The sequence below is a fragment of the Streptococcus sp. HN38 genome (assembly GCF_028335765.1).
In the GTDB taxonomy this organism is placed as follows: domain Bacteria; phylum Bacillota; class Bacilli; order Lactobacillales; family Streptococcaceae; genus Streptococcus; species Streptococcus suis_P.
This window is the reverse complement of the sequence record NZ_CP116604.1, coordinates 2,051,547-2,072,929: the sequence shown is the minus strand read 5'-3', so window position 1 is coordinate 2,072,929 and position 21,383 is coordinate 2,051,547. Positions and strand designations below refer to the sequence as shown.

General features: G+C 43.8%; 16 protein-coding genes. 11 read left to right on the top strand and 5 right to left on the bottom strand.

Going from position 1 to position 21,383, the window contains the following annotated elements:
• The first annotated feature begins 130 nt into the window (after positions 1–130).
• Positions 131–1,288 (top strand): carbohydrate-binding domain-containing protein, encoded by a 1,158-nt coding sequence (locus PHA78_RS10060; RefSeq protein ID WP_272158112.1) that lies wholly within the window; start codon positions 131–133, stop codon positions 1,286–1,288.
• A gap of 35 nt (positions 1,289–1,323) precedes the next feature.
• On the opposite strand, the gene PHA78_RS10055 is transcribed toward PHA78_RS10060, so the two are convergent.
• Positions 1,324–1,983: a trimeric intracellular cation channel family protein gene (locus PHA78_RS10055; protein ID WP_024416372.1), complete on the bottom strand. Its 660-nt coding sequence runs from the start codon at positions 1,981–1,983 to the stop codon at positions 1,324–1,326.
• Positions 1,984–2,214: 231 nt separating this feature from the next.
• Here PHA78_RS10055 and PHA78_RS10050 point away from each other — a divergent pair, with 231 nt between their 5' ends.
• The 4 genes from PHA78_RS10050 to lpdA all read left to right on the top strand — a co-directional run bounded on the left by PHA78_RS10050 (position 2,215) and on the right by lpdA (position 8,718).
• The gene (locus tag PHA78_RS10050) at positions 2,215–3,183 is read left to right on the top strand and encodes a thiamine pyrophosphate-dependent dehydrogenase E1 component subunit alpha (RefSeq protein WP_024379494.1); all 969 of its coding nucleotides are present in this window, start codon (positions 2,215–2,217) and stop codon (positions 3,181–3,183) included.
• Between the two features lie 785 nt (positions 3,184–3,968).
• On the top strand, positions 3,969–4,964 hold the full coding sequence (locus PHA78_RS10045) for an alpha-ketoacid dehydrogenase subunit beta (RefSeq protein WP_099806608.1): 996 nt from the start codon (positions 3,969–3,971) through the stop codon (positions 4,962–4,964).
• 338 nt (positions 4,965–5,302) lie between these two features.
• A complete protein-coding gene (locus PHA78_RS10040) occupies positions 5,303–6,688 on the top strand; it encodes a dihydrolipoamide acetyltransferase (RefSeq protein WP_105147473.1) in 1,386 nt (461 codons plus the stop codon).
• Positions 6,689–6,957: 269 nt separating this feature from the next.
• Entirely contained in the window at positions 6,958–8,718 is a 1,761-nt protein-coding gene (lpdA, locus tag PHA78_RS10035; RefSeq protein ID WP_099806610.1) for a dihydrolipoyl dehydrogenase, read from the top strand.
• A gap of 50 nt (positions 8,719–8,768) precedes the next feature.
• Here the strand turns inward: lpdA and PHA78_RS10030 are convergent, their stop codons facing one another.
• Complete coding sequence (locus PHA78_RS10030; protein WP_099806611.1) at positions 8,769–9,959, bottom strand: DUF6688 domain-containing protein; 1,191 nt, start codon at positions 9,957–9,959, stop codon at positions 8,769–8,771.
• Positions 9,960–10,092: 133 nt separating this feature from the next.
• On the opposite strand from PHA78_RS10030, the gene PHA78_RS10025 reads away from it, so the two are divergent.
• The 4 genes from PHA78_RS10025 to rpsR all read left to right on the top strand — a co-directional run bounded on the left by PHA78_RS10025 (position 10,093) and on the right by rpsR (position 12,322).
• Positions 10,093–11,082: a lipoate--protein ligase gene (locus tag PHA78_RS10025; RefSeq protein ID WP_099806612.1), complete on the top strand. Its 990-nt coding sequence runs from the start codon at positions 10,093–10,095 to the stop codon at positions 11,080–11,082.
• A gap of 171 nt (positions 11,083–11,253) precedes the next feature.
• Positions 11,254–11,544 (top strand): 30S ribosomal protein S6, encoded by a 291-nt coding sequence (gene rpsF, locus PHA78_RS10020; protein WP_024418487.1) that lies wholly within the window; start codon positions 11,254–11,256, stop codon positions 11,542–11,544.
• An 11-nt stretch (positions 11,545–11,555) separates the two neighbouring features.
• Positions 11,556–12,050, top strand: coding sequence for a single-stranded DNA-binding protein (locus PHA78_RS10015; RefSeq protein ID WP_002942409.1), 495 nt, complete (start codon positions 11,556–11,558; stop codon positions 12,048–12,050).
• Positions 12,051–12,082: 32 nt separating this feature from the next.
• On the top strand, positions 12,083–12,322 hold the full coding sequence (gene rpsR, locus PHA78_RS10010; RefSeq protein WP_002939250.1) for a 30S ribosomal protein S18: 240 nt from the start codon (positions 12,083–12,085) through the stop codon (positions 12,320–12,322).
• A gap of 315 nt (positions 12,323–12,637) precedes the next feature.
• Here the strand turns inward: rpsR and PHA78_RS10005 are convergent, their stop codons facing one another.
• Both PHA78_RS10005 and PHA78_RS10000 read right to left on the bottom strand, forming a co-directional pair.
• Positions 12,638–13,294 carry a DUF1129 domain-containing protein gene (locus PHA78_RS10005; RefSeq protein ID WP_029185317.1) on the bottom strand — a complete coding sequence of 219 codons (657 nt, stop codon included), beginning with the start codon at positions 13,292–13,294 and terminating at the stop codon, positions 12,638–12,640.
• A gap of 15 nt (positions 13,295–13,309) precedes the next feature.
• A complete protein-coding gene (locus tag PHA78_RS10000) occupies positions 13,310–14,254 on the bottom strand; it encodes a magnesium transporter CorA family protein (RefSeq protein WP_024397681.1) in 945 nt (314 codons plus the stop codon).
• 1,012 nt (positions 14,255–15,266) lie between these two features.
• Between PHA78_RS10000 and uvrA the strand changes: the two genes are divergently transcribed.
• On the top strand, positions 15,267–18,092 hold the full coding sequence (gene uvrA, locus PHA78_RS09995; protein ID WP_272158109.1) for an excinuclease ABC subunit UvrA: 2,826 nt from the start codon (positions 15,267–15,269) through the stop codon (positions 18,090–18,092).
• Positions 18,093–18,121: 29 nt separating this feature from the next.
• On the opposite strand, the gene PHA78_RS09990 is transcribed toward uvrA, so the two are convergent.
• The gene (locus PHA78_RS09990; protein ID WP_002942417.1) at positions 18,122–18,295 is read right to left on the bottom strand and encodes a YlcI/YnfO family protein; all 174 of its coding nucleotides are present in this window, start codon (positions 18,293–18,295) and stop codon (positions 18,122–18,124) included.
• A gap of 138 nt (positions 18,296–18,433) precedes the next feature.
• Here PHA78_RS09990 and PHA78_RS09985 point away from each other — a divergent pair, with 138 nt between their 5' ends.
• Positions 18,434–21,340 (top strand): G5 domain-containing protein, encoded by a 2,907-nt coding sequence (locus PHA78_RS09985; RefSeq protein ID WP_099808882.1) that lies wholly within the window; start codon positions 18,434–18,436, stop codon positions 21,338–21,340.
• Positions 21,341–21,383: the final 43 nt, after the last annotated feature.

Below are 21,383 nucleotides of genomic sequence, written 5' to 3'. Positions count from 1 at the left end.
ATACTGGTAAAAATCAGACTTTAAGTTTTCTTTTGGTAATCTTTAATCTTTCTTTTAGGTAGGGAAGGTAAACTAAGAGCATATCAGGAAGGTATCCAAAAACCTCCTAAGAAAGAAAAGGAATCTATTTATGAAAACAAATTTTAAAAAACTACTTTATTCGGGTGTCACGTTGATGAGTATCGGTATCTTGGTGGCATGTTCATCAACTTCTAGTTCAATGACAACATCAAGTTCTGCAGCTACAAGTCAATCAAGTGCATCAACTACTTCCAGCAATAGCACATCATCTGACTCAAGTTCATCATCATCTTCGATTGACTGGTCAGCCCTTCCTACTACAGAAGTAACACTTTCAAACGATGGCTTGAAAATTACAGAGGGTGGTACCTACATTTTGACAGGTTCAACAACTGCTGGTGTAACGGTTGAAACAGATGCCAATGTTCGCATCATTCTAGCAGGTGCTGAGATTTCAAGTTCAGATACTGCAGCAATCAATGTTATTAATGCTGACAATGTTGAATTGGAAATCAAAGATGGTACGACGAATACAGTGAAAGATACCAGCAATCATACAGACACCAATATTGAAGGGGCTATCCATGTTGAAGCTGATTTGACCATTACAGGAAATGGTAGCCTGACCGTTGAAGGCAACTTCCAAGATGGCATCGTATCGACAGATGACCTTGTCGTGAATTCAGGAAACATTACCGTCACTGCAGTGGATGATGGTATCCGTGGCAAGGATTCATTGACAATCAATGGTGGTACAATCAATGTCACAGCAGGTGGTGATGGTATCAAGTCTACAAATGATACAGATACTACCAAAGGTTATACAACTATCACAGGTGGTGAAATTACTGTAAAAGCAGGTGATGATGGTATTAAAGCGGAGACGGCTTTGACAATTGACGGAGGTACCATTACAGTATCAGAATCAGTAGAAGCCTTGGAAGGAACTAATATCACTATCAACGGTGGTACAATTGATGTCTATGGTTCAGATGATGCTATTAATGCGGCAAGTACAACGTCATCAGAAATCTTCATCAAGGTAACTGGCGGTGACTTGAAAGTAGCTGTAGGTAGTGGAGATACGGATGCCTTTGATGCCAACGGTGATATCTACATTTCTGGGGGTACTATTGCTGTAACAGCACCAACATCAGCATTCGACTTTGATGGTACAGCAGAATTGACAGGAGGTACTGTGACAGTTAACGGTGAGCAGATTACTCAAATCACGGCGACAGGACCTGGCGGTCGCGGTGGCTGGTAATCAATAATAATACAAAAAGGTCTGTGTTGACGAACTCAGACCTTTCGTTTGCTTTCCATATTTGGAAGATTGATTTTGTATTTAATTACCAATAGTCGAATGATTAAAGAAATGGTAAAAATAGTGATGAAGGTTGGAATTTGTGGTAATTTCCAATTTACAACGCAAAGATGATAGAGGACTCCTGAGAAAAATGCAAGGACAGCATAGACATCTTCTTTAAGAACAATAGGTGTTTCATTGACGAGTAAATCACGGGCGATTCCGCCTCCGACACCTGTTAAAGCTGCCAGAATACCACTGGTTAGAGCGTTTAGCTGGAGAGAGATGCCAGTACTGGCTCCAATGAGGGCGAAGATGGCTAGACCGATTGCATCAAAGATAAGGTTTGTCTGGGAAAGGAAATGAATCATCTTCTTACCAGGTGGTTTGTCCTGCTTTAGATTGATAACAATCAAGTACATGCTAATCGCTACTCCGAGAGATAAATAGATGGCTGTAGGATCAGTCAAGGCGGCAGGAATGCGATTGGCCATTGTATCTCGAATAATTCCCCCACCAACGGCGGTAATGATACCGAGCAAGCTAATTCCAAAAATATCTAACTTTTTCTTAAATCCTTTTACGGCCCCCGAAACAGCAAATGCAATAGTGCCTATGTAGTTACAAATCATAAGAAATAAATCGAATTCCATAAGAACCTCCGTACCTATATTAACAGAAAGAAAGACGGCGTGCAAGCTTATTTAAAGTTTGTGAAAAAAGTTTCAAACAAGTAAAGTGAATCTTTTGAGGATTTGTGAAAAAACGCACTAAATCAAGGTTTTCACGAAAATTTCTGTAAAAAGAAAACGGTTCAATTACTTGCCATTTGTGAAATATTGGTCTATCATAGTACAGAAAGAGAAAAACCTTTGGAGGAAATTATGGTATCTATCTCAAAAGAACAACATTTGGATATGTTCCTAAAAATGCAACAAATCCGTGATGTTGATATGAAATTAAACAAATTAGTGCGTCGCGGTTTCGTACAAGGTATGACTCACTTCTCAGTCGGTGAAGAAGCTGCGGCTGTTGGACCTATTGCTGGATTGACAGATGAGGACATCATCTTCTCACACCACCGTGGTCACGGTCACGTTATTGCAAAAGGCATTGACATCAACGGTATGATGGCGGAGCTTGCTGGTAAGGCAACTGGTACATCTAAAGGTCGTGGTGGTTCTATGCACTTGGCCAACGTTGAAAAGGGGAACTTCGGTTCAAACGGTATCGTTGGTGGTGGTTATGCCCTTGCAGTTGGTGCAGCCCTTACCCAACAATACCTTGGTACAGATAACATCGTTATCGCCTTCTCAGGTGACTCAGCGACAAACGAAGGTTCTTTCCACGAGTCAATGAACTTGGCAGCTGTTTGGAATTTGCCAGTTATCTTCTTCATCACCAACAACCGTTACGGTATCTCAACAGACATTTCTTATTCAACTAAGATTCCTCACCTCTACCAACGTGCAGCAGCATACGGTATTCCAGGTCATTATGTTGAGGATGGTAACGACGTTATTGCCGTTTATGAAAAAATGCAAGAAGTCATCGAGTACGTTCGTGCAGGTAACGGTCCAGCTATGGTCGAAGTTGAATCATACCGCTGGTTTGGACACTCAACTGCCGACGCAGGTGTTTACCGTACCAAAGAAGAAGTTAACGAGTGGAAAGCAAAAGACCCACTTAAGAAATACCGCAAATACTTGACAGAAAACAAGATTGCGACAGACGAAGAATTGGATGCCATCGAAGCACAAGTTGCAGAACAAGTAGAAGCATCTGTGAAATTCGCACAAGAAAGCCCAGATCCAGACATTTCAGTAGCATATGAGGATGTGTTTGTAGACTAGGGTGTGAAGACGTTAAAGAGGCGCAGAAAAATTAGGGAGTCAGCTAGTGATGCGGGCATCACTAATGGCTCATCTATTTTTCCAAGCCTCTAGTCTGAACCCAACTAGTAACGAGAACGTTAAAAGGACACAGCGAAAATAAGCGGTAAGTCCGAAATCTTTGATTTCGTAGACGCACCCTCGTCAAGACAACTAGTATTTTCACAGGTGAAACCGAAGAAAGTACAGTTGTCTACGACGCAGTAACTGCAATAGTTAAACATGAAATTCGCACAGTCCTTAGTTCGAGTACAATTCTAGGGTGTGAGGACGTTAAAGAGGCACAGAAAAATTAGGGAGTCAGCTAGTGATGCGGACATCACTAATGGCTCATCTATTTTTCCAAGCCTCTAGTCTGAACCCAACTATTAACGTCAGAAGTTTGACTAAGCTCTAAAGAAGCAAGTCAAACTACGGTAGCCACTATGGTGGACTACCTACTTACAGGAGGAGAACAAAGTTCTCCCTATTGGGAGACCTCCAAACATTTCCCAAATGTTTGGAGCTAACTTCGCCTATTCAGCAATATCGGCTGAATAGTCTCCGTGTCGTAAGTGATGTGATTAGTTTGACTACGTTCTAAATAGCAAGTCAAACTAGGGTAGTTCACCAAGGTAGACTACCTATTTAAGTTCGAGTACAATTCTAAGGTGTCTTAAGCTGGGACAATAAACAATTACATCGTAGTAATTGTTTGGTTTTCCTTAGTTCAGTAAAGATAAATTGATATAAATTAGGAGTAAAAAATGGCTGAAACAAAAGTAATGGCCTTGCGTGAAGCGATTAACTTGGCTCAAAGCGAAGAAATGCGTAAGGATGAAAAAGTATTCTTGATGGGTGAAGACGTCGGTATCTACGGCGGTGACTTCGGTACATCTGTTGGTATGTTGGACGAATTTGGTCCAAAACGCGTTCGCGATACGCCTATCTCTGAGGCAGCAATCGCTGGTTCTGCAGTTGGTGCAGCTCAAACAGGTCTTCGTCCAATCGTTGACTTGACCTTCATGGACTTCGTAACAATTGCCCTTGATGCGATTGTTAACCAAGCTGCCAAAACTAACTACATGTTTGGTGGTGGTTTGAAAACGCCTGTAACCTTCCGTGTGGCTTCAGGTTCTGGTATCGGTTCTGCTGCCCAGCACTCACAATCTCTTGAAGCTTGGTTGACTCACATCCCAGGTATCAAGGTTGTCGCACCTGGTACAGCTAACGATGCAAAAGGTCTTTTGAAATCATCTATCCTTGATAACAACCCAGTTATCTTCTTGGAGCCAAAAGCTCTTTACGGTAAAAAAGAAGAAGTTAACTTGGACCCAGATTTCTACATTCCACTTGGAAAGGGTGAAATCAAACGTGAAGGTACTGATGTAACCATTATTTCATACGGTCGTATGTTGGAGCGTGCCTTGAAAGCTGCTGAAGAAGTAGCTGCAGAAGGCATCAGCGTAGAAGTGGTTGACCCACGTACCCTTATCCCATTGGATAAAGAATTGATCATCGAATCTGTGAAGAAAACTGGTAAGGTTATCTTGGTCAACGATGCTTATAAAACAGGTGGTTTCATCGGTGAAATCGCATCGATCATCACAGAAAGCGAAGCCTTTGACTACTTGGATGCACCAATCATCCGTATCGCTTCAGACGATGTACCAGTTCCTTACGCAAACATTCTTGAAAACGCAGTATTGCCAAACGTAGAGAAAATCAAAGAGGCAATCTACAAGCAAGTAAACAGAGGTTAATCTTATCGTCATCCGCTTATCTTTTCTGGCTGTGTTGATTTGGCCTGCCTAACGTCAGTTATGCCTGCACCAAATCGCCTTGTCAGAAAAGCAATCGGAAAGACGATAACCCTAAAATGCTAGAAATAAAATATTCTAGCATGACTAAGAATGCTTGGGAAAGAATTGAGCCGCTTCGATGAGCGAAGTCTGGTTTGGTTCTTGACAAGGTAAGAAACTGAAAGAAAGGAATTGAACCCGTCCGGAAAATTAGGAGAAAAGATAAATCGCTAAGAAATCAGGATTTTCTATGATTTCCTAAGCTCCTTCGTTTTCTGTTCGGACTTGGTATCTTAAAAATGGCTATTGAAATCATTATGCCTAAGCTCGGTGTGGACATGCAAGAAGGTGAAATCATCGAGTGGAAAAAACAAGAGGGCGATTTTGTCAACGAAGGCGACGTCATCTTGGAAATGATGTCTGACAAGACTAGCATGGAGCTGGAAGCAGAAGAGTCAGGCGTCCTATTAAAAATTGTTCACGGAAACGGTGCTACCGTTCCTGTAACAGAAGTCATTGCCTACATCGGTGCAGAAGGTGAAACGGTTGAGGCTGGAGCGTCAGCTACTCCAGTTGCCCCAGCTGCAGCCATCGAAGAAGTACCTGCAGGTCGCACGCCTGTTATCGTTGCTCCAGCAGTGGCGGCTAAGCCACAAGGTGGCGGCAAGGTACGTGCTACTCCAGCAGCGCGTAAGTTAGCGCGTGAGCTTGGTATTGACTTGGGACTTGTGCCAGGAACTGGTGCAAATGGCCGAGTCCACAAGGCTGACGTTGAAGACTTCAAGGGAGCAGCTCCAAAAGCAACTCCGCTTGCAGCCCGTATTGCAGCAGACCAAGGTGTTGACCTGTCAACTCTTACAGGTTCAGGTGTCAATGGCAAGATTGTTAAGGACGATGTTTTGGCAGTACTTGCTCCTGCAGCTGTAGAAACTGCTGCTCCAGCACCGAAAACTGAAGAAAAACCAGCTAAAGAATTGCCAGAAGGCGTTGAAATCATCAAGATGAGCCCAATGCGTAAGGCGATTTCAAAAGGTATGGTCAACTCTTATTTGACCGCTCCGACATTTACACTTAACTACGATATTGACATGACCAACCTCATGGCACTTCGTAAGCAAGTCCTTGAGCCAATCATGAACAAGACTGGTTTGAAAGTAACCTTTACAGACTTGATCGGTCTTGCGGTTGTTCGTACTTTGATGAAAGAAGAACACCGTTACATGAACGCATCTTTGATTAACGATGCACAAGAAATCGAATTACACAAGTTCGTCAACCTTGGTATCGCAGTGGGTCTAGATGATGGCTTGGTGGTGCCAGTTGTTCACGGCGCAGATAAGATGAGCTTGTCTGACTTTGTGGTGGCTTCGAAAGATGTCATCAAGAAGGCTCAATCTGGTAAGTTGAAGGGGGCTGAAATGTCAGGTTCGACCTTCTCTATCACCAACTTGGGTATGTTTGGTACTAAAACCTTTAACCCAATCATCAACCAACCAAACTCAGCAATCCTTGGTGTAGCATCAACAGTTCAAACACCAGTTGTTATCGACGGCGAAATCAAGATCCGTCCAATCATGGCACTCTGCTTGACCATTGACCACCGTATCGTTGACGGTATGAATGGTGCTAAGTTCATGGTTGACTTGAAAAACTTGCTGGAAAACCCATTGGAATTGTTGATTTAAGATAAGATGCAAAAGGCGTTAAGAAAACCGTATGAAAATAGGAAATCAACGATGTGCCTTGAGGCACGAGGCGATTTATCTTTTTCAATAGGTTTTTAGCCTGTGCTCAATTTGGTAAAGTGAAAAAATAAAGAAAGGATGTAGGACGAGTTCGTGACATTTGAACACGAACTAAATGCTTCGGAATTTAGATAGTCCGCCTTGGATGCAAGCATCCTATGTTGGACTCCTAAAATTCTGTCGCATTTGACGTTCTTTGTATCATAACTATGGCAATTGAAATTATTATGCCGAAACTTGGTGTAGATATGCAAGAAGGCGAAATCATCGAGTGGAAAAAACAAGAGGGTGATTTTGTCAACGAAGGTGATGTTATCTTGGAGATGATGTCAGACAAGACAAGCATGGAATTGGAAGCAGAAGAATCAGGTGTTCTTTTGAAAATCGTTCATGGTAACGGTGCAACGGTTCCTGTAACAGAAGTCATTGCTTACCTTGGTGCAGAAGGTGAAACAGTTGAAGTGGGTGCTGCACCTGCTCCAGCTGAGGTTGCACAAGCAACTGCCGACTTGAAAGCAGCTGGTTTGGAAGTGCCTGTAGCTCCTGCAGCAGCTCCACAAGCTCCTAAGGCTGAATTGGCGGCAGACGAATATGACATGGTTGTTGTCGGTGGTGGTCCTGCTGGTTACTACGCTGCCATTCGCGGTGCTCAATTAGGCGGTAAAATCGCTATCGTTGAGAAATCAGAATTCGGTGGTACTTGCTTGAACAAGGGTTGTATCCCAACTAAGACCTACCTCAAAAATGCTGAAATCCTTGACGGCTTGAAGATTGCGGCTGAGCGTGGTATCAACCTTGCTTCAACCAACTACACAGTTGATATGGACAAGACAGTTGACTTCAAGAACAAGGTTGTGAAGACATTGACTGGTGGCGTTCAAGGTCTCTTGAAAGCTAACAAGGTAACAATCTTCAACGGTCTTGGTCAAGTAAACCCTGACAAGACTGTTGTTATCGGCGACAAGGTTATCAAAGGTCGCAGCATCGTTCTTGCAACAGGTTCGAAAGTATCACGCATCAACATCCCAGGTATCGATTCTAAGTTGGTATTGACTTCTGATGATATTCTTGACTTGCGTGAAATTCCTAAGTCACTGACTGTTATGGGTGGTGGCGTAGTCGGTGTGGAACTTGGTTTGGTTTACGCATCATACGGTACAGAAGTAACAGTTGTTGAAATGGCTGACCGGATCATTCCAGGTATGGACCGTGAAGTGTCTGTTGAATTGCAAAAAGTCCTTTCTAAGAAAGGTATGAAATTCTTGACATCTGTTGGTGTATCTGAAATCGTTGAAGCCAACAACCAATTGACCATCAAATTGAACGACGGTTCAGAAATCGTTTCTGAAAAAGCCCTTCTTTCAATCGGTCGTGTACCACAATTGGCTGGTCTTGAAAATCTTAACCTTGAATTGGACCGCGGTCGTATCAAGGTTAACGAATACCAAGAAACATCTATCCCAGGTATCTACGCACCAGGTGATGTCAACGGTACTAAGATGTTGGCACACGCTGCTTACCGTATGGGTGAAGTGGCAGCTGAAAATGCTATTCACGGTAACCACCACAAAGCGAAGTTGGACTTCACACCAGCAGCGGTTTACACACACCCAGAAATCGCTATGGTTGGTTTGACAGAAGACCAGGCTATCGAGAAATACGGTAAAGAAAATATCCTTATCGGTCGCAACAGCTTTACTGGTAACGGTCGTGCCATTGCTTCTAACGAAGCACATGGTTTCGTAAAAGTAATTGCGGACAAGAAATACCATGAAATCCTTGGTGTTCACATCATCGGTCCAGTTGCAGCTGAAATGATCAACGAAGCAGCAACTATCATGGAATCTGAGTTGACAGTTGACGACGTGGCAGCATCCATCCACGGTCACCCAACCTTCTCAGAAGTGATGTACGAAGCCTTCCTTGATGTGCTTGGGGTTGCGATTCACAACCCACCAAAACGTAAATAATAAGCTAAGAAAAAAGAAAGCCGTTTGGCTTTCTTTTTTGTGATATGTTACTAATTGCTAGTATTTTCTTGTGGTAATAGATTTTTTGATAGTGGCAAATACTGGCCTGCAATGCGATTTTCTGGCTGACAATCATGCAGATAGATGACGAAGAGGAAGAACCATTCGGCTGGTTTCATGATCAGGTAAATCAGATCTGCCTGCCAGGCATTGCGAATATATTTGGAAATGGGATAGCCATACCGGTCGTAGATGGAACGAATGCGGCCATGCAAGCGTGGACATCTTTCTTCTAAAATCTGTTCAAAAGCATTGGCAATTTGTAGCTGACGATTGACCACCACACGATGTCCATGGCGTTCCCCCATACGAATGGGTTTGACCAGTTTGCGGTGACCAGCAGCCCCCACTGTACAAAGATAGTGTTCATCATAGAATGTGTTTGGTGGGGAGATTTTTTCCGACAAGGCCCAATCACTGGTTTCTGTCCACATCTGAAGCAGCTGGTCAGGTTTTTGACCAAAGAGAATGAGATAGGAACCAAGAACGGCAAGATAGGGAAGAATGAAGAAGAACAGCCAAATTGGCAGAGAAAGGCTTTTTTGCAGGAGAGCAGAAAGTCTAGGAAAGCGTGGGGTGCTCTGCTTAGCTAATTCTGCTTGCCACAGTTGAATAGTTTGTAAAATAGTCCGACTGTAAATGAGACAAATATTAAAAGGAACCAAACACAGGTAGAAGTAGGTGAAGAAATCTGTTTCAATCAAAGTAGAAAGTTGTATGGTCCACAAAACAGCAAAGACAAAACTTGGATACAGGCAGCTGATGAGTAGGACGGTTAGGAGAGGGGGGAGGAGCCTGGTTTGGTAGATGTTTAGTACCAAATAAGCTAAAACACCCAAAAGGAGTAGGAAAAACTGTCCTGACCAGGCCTCCGTTTGTATCGGGCTGTGGAGTTGGTTGTTCACAAGGGTTTCTGGCCAATCGATGTACACAACTTGTTCTCCCTCAAGAGCCAACCAACTTAGCCCTGTTCCTAGAAAGAAAATGAGCCCATCATTGACCCAAAAAACATACTCTTTTAATTGTTTCTTCAAGAGTGCAATAAAATAGCGAAGGTTTTTCCAGGTCAGATAAAGAGGAAGGATCAAGCAGATGATGGGGAAATTGATTACCCACATAAAAGGAACAAAGATACTTGAGATAATATAAATTTTCCAAAATGTGTTTAACTGTTTTTTCATGACTTCCTCCTTCTCTAGCCTACCATCAATTTATAGAAAAAGCAAGGCAGGTCAGAAAAGTAAGGTTCCAACACTTGCCATTTGTTATCGTTTCCACTATAATAAAAATTAGTTAACAATAAAGGAGTTTTGCATGAAATACATTGTAAATAACAGCAATGACCCAGCTTATAACATTGCCCTCGAAGCCTACGCTTTCAAGGAATTAACAGATATTGACGAAATTTTTATTCTCTGGATTAATGAGCCTGCCATCATTATCGGTAAGCACCAGAATGCTATTGAAGAAATCAACAAGGAATTCACAGACGAAAAGGGCATCCATGTTGTTCGCCGTCTGTCAGGTGGTGGCGCAGTTTATCACGACCTAAATAACCTCAACTATACTATTATTTCAAATAAGGCAGACGAGGGAGCCTTTGACTTCAAAACCTTCTCCAAACCTGTGATTGATACCCTTGCAACACTGGGTGTAGAGGCCAATTTCACCGGTCGTAATGACCTGGAAATCGACGGAAAGAAAATCTGTGGTAACGCCCAAGCCTATGCCAAAGGTCGCATGATGCACCACGGTTGCTTGCTCTTTGATGTGGATATGTCAGTCCTCGCAAGTGCCCTCAAGGTCAGCAAGGACAAGATTGAGTCCAAGGGTGTCAAGTCCGTCCGTGCCCGCGTGACCAATATCAACAACGAATTGCCAGAGAAGATGACCGTTCTGGAGTTCAAGGATGCCATCCTCAACCAGATGAAGCAAGAATACCCAGACATGGAAGAGCATGTCTTGTCAGAAGATGATTTGGCCCGTATCCAAGAAATCCGTGATACCCAGTTTGCAACTTGGGATTGGACTTACGGTCAAACACCAGAATACACAGTGGAGCGTAGCGTTCGTTACCCAGCTGGTAAAATCACGACCTACATCAAGGCTGAGAAATCGGTTATCGAGTCCATCAAGATTTACGGTGATTTCTTCGGTATCGGCGATGTATCGGATATCGAAGACTTGTTGGTCGGTACTCGCTACGAGTATGCGGATGTTCTTGCCAAATTGCAAGAAATCGACACCACGCACTATTTCTCACGCATGACAACAGAAGAAGTAGCAAAAGCGATTGTAGCTTAATTCATAGGGCTGCCCTTTGTTTGGGCAGTCTTTATTTTTTGTGAAAATGTTTTCGGCAAACTGTTTTCACTTGCACATTTTCTATATTATGGTATAATTATTTTCTGTGAGTATCCCTCACTTACTCGTGGCTAGACCATGAGTCATTAGACCAAAAGGAGGAACATATCAATGGCTAAATACGAAATTCTTTATATTATTCGTCCAAACATTGAAGAAGAAGCTAAAAACGCTTTGGTAGCACGCTTTGACTCTATCTTGACTGACAACGGTGCAACTATCGTTGAATCAAAAGCATGGGAAAAACGTCGCCTTGCATACGAAATCAAAGATTTCCGCGAAGGTTTGTACCACATCGTTAACGTTGAAGCTAGCAACGATGAAGCTCTTAAAGAGTTTGACCGTTTGTCAAAAATCAACGGCGACATTCTTCGTCACATGATTGTGAAACTTGACGCGTAAGAAGGTAGATTATGATAAATAATGTAGTATTGGTTGGTCGTATGACCCGTGATGCAGAACTTCGTTATACTCCGTCTAATCAAGCTGTTGCGACTTTTACTTTGGCGGTTAACCGCAATTTTAAAAATCAAAACGGTGAGCGTGAAGCGGACTTTATCAACGTAGTCATTTGGCGTCAACAAGCTGAGAATTTGGCGAATTGGGCTAAGAAAGGTGCTCTGATTGGTGTTACAGGTCGTATCCAGACACGTAGCTATGACAATCAGCAAGGGCAACGTGTCTACGTTACTGAGGTAGTTGCAGAAAGTTTCCAACTCTTGGAAAGCCGTACTGCCCGTGAAGGTCAAGGTGGAGGCTATTCAGCTGGCAACTCGTTTGCTGGAGGAAATGACTATAACTCGCCTTATCAAGCGCCTGCACAATCTACACCAAACTTCGCTCGAGAAGAAAGTCCATTTGGAGCAAGTAATCCAATGGATATATCAGACGATGACCTACCATTCTAGGTCAAAAATTAATAATATAAAGGAGAACACACATGGCTCAACAACGTCGTGGCGGTTTCAAACGCCGTAAAAAAGTTGACTATATCGCAGCTAACAAAATTGAATATGTTGATTACAAAGATACTGAGCTTCTTAGCCGTTTCATTTCTGAACGTGGAAAAATTCTTCCACGCCGTGTAACTGGAACTTCAGCTAAAAACCAACGTAAAGTAACAACAGCTATCAAACGTGCTCGCGTTATGGCTCTTTTACCATTCGTAAACGAAGATTAAAAAAATGACCCCAACGGGTCATTTTTTCTTGCGCTCTAGAAATGCGAAAAGCGCAATAACAGTATGGACTGTTTTTTCACGAGCATGAAAATAAGAAAGCGAGTAATGGTCCAGTGGACCATTTTTGCATGAACTCGAAATTAAGAAAGCGAATTAAGCCCTTGAATGGACTATTTCAACCCGAGCCAAGAAGTTAGAAAGCGAGGCACAGTCTGGGGATAGACTGTTTCAGTCACTTACGCAGATGTGTAAAACTCCCAGGTGAACTGTATAGATAAACAAAAGCGACTGGAATATTCCAATCGCTTTGTTTTATTATTGAACTGGGGACATGGCATTGCGAATGTTATATTTCTTTTTCAAGAGGTAGCGTGCACCGAAAGCAGCAGCTCCGATAAGAATAGTAACAAGCGGAGGTAGAACTGGGTTAAATGCGGCCGGAATCAGTGCTGCCAGAATGAAAACGACTGACCAAGCCAGCGTAGCAAGTCCGAGAAAAGCGATAGCTTTCAGCAATTTAGGACGTTGCCCAGTTCTAATTTGTTCTCTGTAAACAAAGTGATACATAAAGTACATACCAGCGCCGACACCAAAACCAATGACTAATAGTGTGAGCAAGCCATATTGGGCACCTTGTCCCAATAAGTTCATCAATCCATTGATACCTGCAATAATAGCAAGCATGAAAAGACTAGAATCTAGCCACATCAACCAAGGGTTTTCGTTGTATTCAACTTGGTCTTTCTTTTCCTGTTCAGAAATTGTCTTACTAGCAGCCCACTCACTTGGTGCTCCATAGAGATTGCGGGCAGTCACGCCAGTTTTTTGCTTTTCAATGATAGTTGGTAAAATTTCTTCCAAGAGTTCTTTGATTTCGCTATCAGACTTTCCATCTTTAATCAGTTGGTTGGTCGCAATATGGATAAATTCTTGGTTCTTTTTTGTTAATCCGTTGATTTCTGTAAATGACATGTTAATCTCCTTAGGTTAAAACCATCTCTTACGGATGAAGTAGAAGGTGAGTGATAAGCTGATTGCAAAGGCGAAAAGAATAATCCACCAAAAAGCATAGGGAATATCGTTAAAAGGAATGATGTTGTCCTTAAAGTTCATACCGTATGCAGAGAAGACCATGGTTGGGATAGAGAGAACGATTGTCACTAATGCCAAGGTTTTCATGATGGTATTCTGGTTGTTGGAAATGATAGAAGCAAAGGCATGGGTCATAGAGTTCAGGATGGAACCATAGATGTCTGCCATCTCAATGGCCTGTTGGGTTTCAACCAAGGTATCTTCAAGCAAATCCTCATCCTCTTCATACTTACGGAGTAGACGTGAGGAACTAGCAAGTTTTTTGACCAAACGCTCATTGGTTTTGAGGGAAGCCTTGAAGTAGACGATGGTTTTTTCCAATTCCATGAGTACAATTAATTCTTCATTTCGAGTGGCTTCATGGAGCTGTTTCTCAATCTCTTCGCTCTTTCTGTCAATGGTCCGTAGGGCTGACAAGTAGAGTTGAGCATTGCGGTAGAGAATTTGGAAAACGAAACGAGACTTCATGAAAGTGAAGAAATTCCGTAGACGACGATGGATAAACTGCTCAAACAGTGGCAATTGTTCCAAACAAGTCGTGATAATCGCATCATCTGTTAGAATGATTCCCAAAGGAATAGTAATATAATATGTCTTGTTGTTTCGTTCTTCAAGAATTGGGACGTCGACCAGGATGAGCGTATAGTCATCTTCGACGGTGATACGAGAGGATTCTTCCGCATCGAGCGGTGCTCGCAGGTCAGCGATATCAATTTTATAGTGCTCAGCAACTTCCATAGACTCGCTCTGGGAGGGGTTGACCAAATTAATCCAAGCCCCTGGTTCAAAGGTTTGAATTTCTTCTAAATCAGTCATGGTTGATAGAAAAATTTGTTTCATATCTTTGCCCTCCTTTTATCTTTGTTGCGTTAACGCAACCTCTATTATACCAAAAAATGTGCAGTTTCGGAAAGGTTTTATATAGAAATGTGGTATAATATGTAGACATTTAAGCGAATAAGTTGTACGAACTTTTTCTAATCTCTCATGGTACAGCTAGATCCTCTTAAGAAAGGAATTGAATGCGTGCTAAAAGCGTCAAGTTTTATAGGGTTTTCTTAACGTGAGATTTTCAAAACGATATTTTTTGAAAATCGAGCTAATACAAGATATAGAAATTGCCTATAGGCAGTTTCGTCTGGTGACGCGGAGTTAATCGACCGTCACCAGTTATCTTGTGAACGCACTTATATCTAGAAAGGAATCGAACACGCCCTAAACGCTGTGTGAAAAATTGCTGGTTTCTTCATGTTTAAGCGTGTGGAACTGGCTTCTGCGTCGTAGACATCTGTGCTTTCTTCGGTTTTCGACCTGTGAAAGCACTAGTTGTCTTGACGGGGGTGCGTCTTCGAAATCACAGATTTCGGACTTACCGCCTATTTTCACCGTGCGTTTTATGGGCTCTGTATCTTAGAAAGGAATTGAACACGGGCTAAACGCTGTGTGAAAAATTGCTGGTTTCTTCATGTTTAAGCGTGTGGAACTGGTTTCTGCGTCGTAGACATCTGTGCTTTCTTCGGTTTTCGACCTGTGAAAGCACTAGTTGTCTTGACGGGGGTGCGTCTTCGAAATCACAGATTTCGGACTTACCGCCTATTTTCACCGTGCGTTTTACGGGCTCTGTATCTTTAGAAAGGAATTGAACACGGGCTAAATGCAGTGTCAAAAATTGCTGGTTTCTTCATGTTTAAGCATGTGGAACTGGCTTCTGCGTCGTAGACATCTGTGCTTTCTTCGGTTTTCGACCTGTGAAAGCACTAGTTGTCTTGACGGGGGTGCGTCTTCGAAATCACAGATTTCGGACTTACCGCCTATTTTGACTGTGCATTTGACGCCCTTTGTATCTTAAACTATGCAAGAAAATATTGTGATTCATGGGGCGCGTGCCCATAATTTAAAAAATATTGATGTGACCATTCCGCGTGAGAAGCTGGTGGTGGTGACTGGTTTGTCGGGGTCTGGTAAGTCGAGTTTGGCTTTCGATACTCTGTATGCCGAAGGCCAACGCCGCTATGTAGAGTCTTTGTCTGCCTATGCTCGTCAGTTCTTGGGCAACATGGACAAGCCAGATGTGGATTCCATAGAGGGTCTCAGCCCTGCTATTTCCATCGACCAAAAAACGACGTCGCGGAATCCGCGTTCGACAGTCGGTACAGCGACGGAAATCAATGATTATCTCCGTTTGCTCTATGCTCGAGTTGGGGTGCCTTATTGTATCAATGGGCATGGTGCCATCGCAGCTTCCTCGGTGGAGCAAATCGTAGATGAGGTTTTGGAATTGCCAGAGCGTCAACGCTTGCAGATTTTAGCGCCGATTGTTCGTAAGAAAAAGGGGCAACACAAGACCATTTTTGAGAAAGTGCAGAAGGACGGCTATGTTCGGGTCCGTGTCAATGGCGATGTCTATGATGTGTCGGAAGTACCAGAATTGTCCAAGAGCAAGGCTCATAATATTGAAGTCGTCGTCGATCGAATTGTCATCAAAGAGGGCATTCGTTCGCGGCTCTTTGACTCGATTGAGGCGGCCTTGCGGATTGCGGACGGCTATGTCATCATCGACACCATGGATGAGAAGGAACTGTTCTTCTCTGAGTACTATGCCTGCCCAGTATGTGGCTTTACAGTGCCTGAGTTGGAGCCTCGTCTTTTCTCTTTCAATGCGCCTTTTGGGTCTTGTAGCGATTGTGACGGTTTGGGGATGAAGCTGGAAGTGGATACGGATTTGATTGTCCCAGATGCCAGTAAGACCTTGCGTGACGGGGCTTTGGCTCCGTGGAATCCTATTTCTTCTAACTACTATCCTCAGATGTTGGAGCAAGCTATGAACCACTTTGGCGTGGATATGGACAAGCCTTTTGAGGAATTGACGGAAGAGGAGAAGAACCTGATTTTCAACGGTTCTGACGGTAAAGAATTCCATTTCCATTATGAAAATGAGTTCGGTGGGGTGCGTGATATTGACATTCCGTTTGAAGGCTTGATTACCAACATTAACCGTCGCTACCGTGAAACCAACAGTGACTATACACGGACAGTCATGAAGACCTACATGAACGAGTTGACTTGTGGGACCTGCCACGGCTATCGCCTCAATGACCAAGCCTTGTCTGTCAAAGTCGGTGGCGAAAAGGGACTTCATATCGGGCAGTTGTCTGACTTGTCCGTGGCTGATCATTTGCAAGTGATTGAACATCTGACTTTGTCTGAAAATGAAGCGACGATTGCGACGCCCATTGTCAAGGAAATCAAGGATCGCCTGTCCTTCCTTAACAACGTAGGTCTTAACTATCTGACGCTTTCACGAGCAGCGGGGACGCTGTCTGGTGGGGAGAGCCAGCGGATTCGTCTGGCGACTCAGATCGGTTCCAACCTGTCAGGTGTTCTTTACATCTTGGATGAGCCATCGATTGGTCTGCACCAGCGGGACAACGACCGACTGATTGCCAGTCTGAAAAAGATGCGTGATTTGGGCAATACCTTGATTGTGGTGGAGCATGATGAGGACACCATGCGTGAGGCGGACTGGTTGATTGACATTGGTCCAGGTGCGGGTGTGTTTGGCGGGGAAATCGTGGCCTCTGGAACGCCTGCCCAAGTAGCTAAAAATAAAAAATCCATTACAGGCCAGTACCTGTCTGGCAAACGTGAAATTCCTGTACCTCTAGACCGTCGTGTTGGAAATGGTCGATTCTTAGAGGTGACCGGTGCCAAGGAAAACAACCTGCAAGATGTGACTGTTCGTTTCCCACTCGGAAAATTTGTGGCGGTGACAGGGGTGTCTGGCTCTGGTAAGTCAACCCTGGTCAATTCCATTCTGAAAAAAGCTATTGCTCAGAAACTCAATCGCAATTCGGACAAGCCAGGCAAGTTCAAATCCATTTCAGGAATTGAACACTTGGACCGCCTGATTGACATTGACCAAAGCCCGATTGGACGAACACCGCGTTCCAACCCAGCTACCTACACAGGTGTCTTTGACGATATTCGTGACCTCTTTGCCCAGACTAATGAAGCCAAAATCCGTGGCTACAAGAAAGGACGGTTCTCCTTTAACGTCAAAGGTGGACGGTGTGAGGCTTGTTCTGGTGATGGTATCATCAAGATTGAAATGCACTTCCTGCCAGATGTCTTTGTACCTTGTGAAGTCTGTCATGGACACCGTTACAATTCTGAAACCTTGGAAGTACATTACAAGGAGAAAAATATCGCCCAAGTCCTTGATATGACAGTCAATGATGCGGTCGAATTCTTCAAGCATATTCCAAAAATTGAGCGGAAACTTCGCACCATTCAAGATGTGGGCTTGGGCTACGTTACTCTAGGTCAGCCAGCAACGACCCTATCAGGAGGGGAAGCCCAGCGGATGAAGTTGGCTTCGGAACTCCACAAGCGGTCAACTGGTAAATCCTTGTATATCTTGGACGAACCAACGACAGGTCTGCATACGGAGGACATTGCCCAGTTGCTCAAGGTCTTGGCCCGCTTTGTTGATGATGGCAATACCGTGCTGGTCATCGAGCACAATCTGGATGTTATCAAGACAGCCGACCACATTATCGACATGGGGCCAGAAGGCGGTGTAGGTGGCGGTACCGTTGTCGCGACAGGAACGCCAGAAGAAGTGGCGGATAACCCAGCCAGCTTTACAGGCCAGTATTTGAAAACTAAGTTGAAATAAGCAAGTAAAAAAGAGCCATCGGCTCTTTTTTACTGTTCTTTATCCATATTATTCAAGGCATAGTCACAAGCCTGAATGACAAAGCTTGAGAAACTGACATCTTTTTTGACGATTGCTTCCTCAATTCTATCTACCAACTCTGACGGAAATCGAATGGTTTTGATTTCTGTTTCTTTTTTATCTGATTTTAATTTAAATGCCATTTATTTGCTCCTTGTTACAAGTGTATAGCGAAATAAATGAATATGAAATATTACAGATTGTATTACTAAATGTATTGCAAAAATAAAAATTGTATAGTAAAATATTTTGGAAGACTATTTCATAAAAGGGAGAATTATATGGTTTATAGTAGAACTCAGCGCATCCAAGAAGAAAAGAAGCAGCGTTTACGATATGGGATTCGTAAATTTACAGGCTTAGGAGCCGCATCTGCTCTATTAGGAGTAGGTTTACTAACAAGTTTATCGGTTCATGCACAGACTAAGACGGCAGAGGTTCGTTATGATTATGTAACGACTGAGGAATTGACTGAGGCAGAGAAAAAGGCGATTTTTACAGAGCTTCCAGCTCAGGTGACAGAAGATGTGAACTACTATCTTGTGTATAGAAAAGTAGGGTCTTCAATTTTGCCACAGACAGGAGAAAGCACAGGTGTATTAGCTGGAGCTATTGGGGCAGGCTTGCTACTGGTTGGTGTAACTGTTGGTCGGAAAAATCAACGGATGGTTCGCTCAGCAATGACCTTGACCTTGACCTTGGTAGGAGGAAGTCTAGTCTTTACTTCTGTATCTGCCGTGACGGTTGCCCAGCTGGCTCAGTATGGTCAAACCCAAACATTGACAGTAGGGGCGGCACTCCCAGATGGAAAGATTTCAATTGCAGGTTATGAGTTTGTAGGTTATTTGGAAGGGAAAAAGCAGAGCAGAGAGACAAGTTCAGCACTGCCTATGGGTTCAATAGATAAGGCAGAAGAAAATGAGAATCTACTTGTCCAACCAACCCAACCAGCAGATGAGAACAAATCAGACATCCCAACAGAATCAATTCCGTCAGAGGACAAGGTAACAGACATCCCAGCAGAATCAACTCCGTCAGAGGACAAGGCAACAGACGCTTCGGCAGAACAGAAACCATCTGAAGACAAGGTTGAAGAAGTCCCAGCAGAAAGTAAGCCAGCGGAGAAACCTGTTGAAGAAACAGGAGGTGGTCAGGTTATCGGTACAGAAGACAAGGTTATTTCAGAAACGGAGAAACCAGTCCAACCAGAAATACCTGCGCCAGTGGAAAAACCAGCTGTACCAGGGGAAACGGAAACGACTGTTACACCTGGAGAAGAGAAACCTGTTAGTCCAGAACTTCCAACTAATCCAGCAGAACCAGATCGACCTGTTGATACAGTTCGAACAGATGTAGAGAAACAGGTAACGGTCATCAAGTATGGAACTAGCTATGTGAAAGATACAAGTTTGCCAGCTGGAGAAAGCAAGGTTCTTACACAAGGTGTGGATGGAAAGCAAACAGTCACCACCAAAGTGACTTATACCAATAATGTAGAGACCGCTCGTGAGATCGTTGCGACTGAAACAATTGAACCTGTTACAGAAGTAATTGCCTATAATGATGAGGTTTCTAAAAATCTAGAAGAGCTTATAGAAAGCTTGGCGACTATTTCATTTGCTACAGAGCGTCGTGGCAATGCTGATTTGGAAGTAGGTTCCGAACGCGTACTGGTAGCAGGAGTTAATGGACAAACCAAGACCCTTACAAAGAAAGTCTATGATTCTACAGGTGCAGTCATTAGTGAAGAAGTGGTCAGCACGGAAGTTATTGCTCAACCAGTTACGCAAGTCATTGAATACGGTACTAAGCCAAAGTCTGTTGTTGAAACAACAGAGGAAACCAAGGTAACAGAGCTTGACTACACTGTTGAAACTCGTCAAAATCCAGACTTAGAAAAAGGTCAAACTCGTACACTTACAAAAGGAAGAAAGGGAACACTAACCCAAACCTACCGCATTACTAAGACAAACGGTAATGAAACGGCGCGCGAACTAGTAAAAGAAGAGCGTGTCGAGCCGGTAAATGAGATTATTGAAGTCGGTACAAAGGCTGTTGTTCGTTACCAAACTCGCCAAGAAACAAGTGTCATTCCATTTACTACAGAAACTCGTCAGGTGGATAGCTTATTTGAAGGTGAAAGTCGTGAGTTGGTAGCAGGTGTAGATGGCCAGCAAACACAGACCTATAAGGATACCTATGTGGACGGCGTCAAGGTTGCTTCTGAAATGGTGGGTCAACCAGAGGTTATTCAGCCAATTAAGCGTATAGTAGAAGTTGGTATCAAGAAAGAAGAGACGAGTCAAGTTCTGACAGAAACGGAGGTGCTTGCCTATACTTCAATCAAGGAAGAAGATCCGAATTTCCCAGAAGGTGAAACAAAAATCAAAGTTCAGGGAGTAAACGGGGAGCGTAAGGTCCGTATCACACGGGTCACCAATAACCGTACTGGTCAAGTAAGCGAAACCCGCGAGGTTATCTCCGAGACTGCACCAGTCAATGAGGTCCTTGTGGTCGGCACTAAACCTGCCAGCACTAGCCTACTCGACAAGAAGACGCTAACGCTGGATGAGTTCATGAGCCTCACCGAGGAGCAACAGGATGCCTTCATCGCTAAGAAAGGTGGTGTGACTGGCACCAGCATCCGTGGGGGAGCCACTAAAGAGACATTCGAGAAGGTCGAGACACTCATCAATCTCGACAAGCTCAACGCTGAGTTCGTTCGCCTGCTTAACGCAGCCCGTGCGGCAGAGGGCCTATCGGCTGTAACATACGCAGGACAGGGCTCAGACGCTCAGAACGCGGCAACTGCCCGTGCCAACGAGATGGCTGACCACGGTAGCTTGCGCTATCAAGGGGTACCAGCTGGGGCTCACAAGCGTCCAGATGGCTCTCACTGGACGACCATCTACACAGCAGAGCAGACTGCTCGACAAGGCTGGCGTGGCGAAAACGCACTCCAGTTCGGAACAGCGCTAACAGCCCGCATGGCAGCAAACGAGACTGAGTTAGCCTCAGACCTCTTCGACGAGTGGATGCGTTCCGCAGGACACAAGGCTGTCATGATGAAGAACCTGGACGACCTCCAGGTGGCAGTAGGTATCGGACTCAACGACAAGGCCATCGAGACCACCTTCAACCAGGGTGTGACCGTGGCTATGCTGGAATTGGTTGAGCCAAAACCGTAGAGGAACTGAGAAAAATTGTCGAAATTGCATGGATGGTATTATA

Excerpts from the sequence above, each read along its gene's own strand:
- rpsR (WP_002939250.1), top strand. The coding sequence starts at position 12,083 with ATGGCTCAACAACGTCGTGGCGGTTTCAAACGCCGTAAAAAAGTTGAC.
- PHA78_RS09985 (WP_099808882.1), top strand. The coding sequence starts at position 18,434 with ATGGTTTATAGTAGAACTCAGCGCATCCAAGAAGAAAAGAAGCAGCGT.
- PHA78_RS09990 (WP_002942417.1), bottom strand. The coding sequence starts at position 18,295 with ATGGCATTTAAATTAAAATCAGATAAAAAAGAAACAGAAATCAAAACC.
- rpsF (WP_024418487.1), top strand. The coding sequence starts at position 11,254 with ATGGCTAAATACGAAATTCTTTATATTATTCGTCCAAACATTGAAGAA.
- PHA78_RS10050 (WP_024379494.1), top strand. The coding sequence starts at position 2,215 with ATGGTATCTATCTCAAAAGAACAACATTTGGATATGTTCCTAAAAATG.
- PHA78_RS10005 (WP_029185317.1), bottom strand. The coding sequence starts at position 13,294 with ATGTCATTTACAGAAATCAACGGATTAACAAAAAAGAACCAAGAATTT.
- PHA78_RS10030 (WP_099806611.1), bottom strand. The coding sequence starts at position 9,959 with ATGAAAAAACAGTTAAACACATTTTGGAAAATTTATATTATCTCAAGT.
- PHA78_RS10045 (WP_099806608.1), top strand. The coding sequence starts at position 3,969 with ATGGCTGAAACAAAAGTAATGGCCTTGCGTGAAGCGATTAACTTGGCT.
- PHA78_RS10040 (WP_105147473.1), top strand. The coding sequence starts at position 5,303 with ATGGCTATTGAAATCATTATGCCTAAGCTCGGTGTGGACATGCAAGAA.
- PHA78_RS10015 (WP_002942409.1), top strand. The coding sequence starts at position 11,556 with ATGATAAATAATGTAGTATTGGTTGGTCGTATGACCCGTGATGCAGAA.
- lpdA (WP_099806610.1), top strand. The coding sequence starts at position 6,958 with ATGGCAATTGAAATTATTATGCCGAAACTTGGTGTAGATATGCAAGAA.
- PHA78_RS10060 (WP_272158112.1), top strand. The coding sequence starts at position 131 with ATGAAAACAAATTTTAAAAAACTACTTTATTCGGGTGTCACGTTGATG.
- PHA78_RS10025 (WP_099806612.1), top strand. The coding sequence starts at position 10,093 with ATGAAATACATTGTAAATAACAGCAATGACCCAGCTTATAACATTGCC.
- PHA78_RS10055 (WP_024416372.1), bottom strand. The coding sequence starts at position 1,983 with ATGGAATTCGATTTATTTCTTATGATTTGTAACTACATAGGCACTATT.
- PHA78_RS10000 (WP_024397681.1), bottom strand. The coding sequence starts at position 14,254 with ATGAAACAAATTTTTCTATCAACCATGACTGATTTAGAAGAAATTCAA.
- uvrA (WP_272158109.1), top strand. The coding sequence starts at position 15,267 with ATGCAAGAAAATATTGTGATTCATGGGGCGCGTGCCCATAATTTAAAA.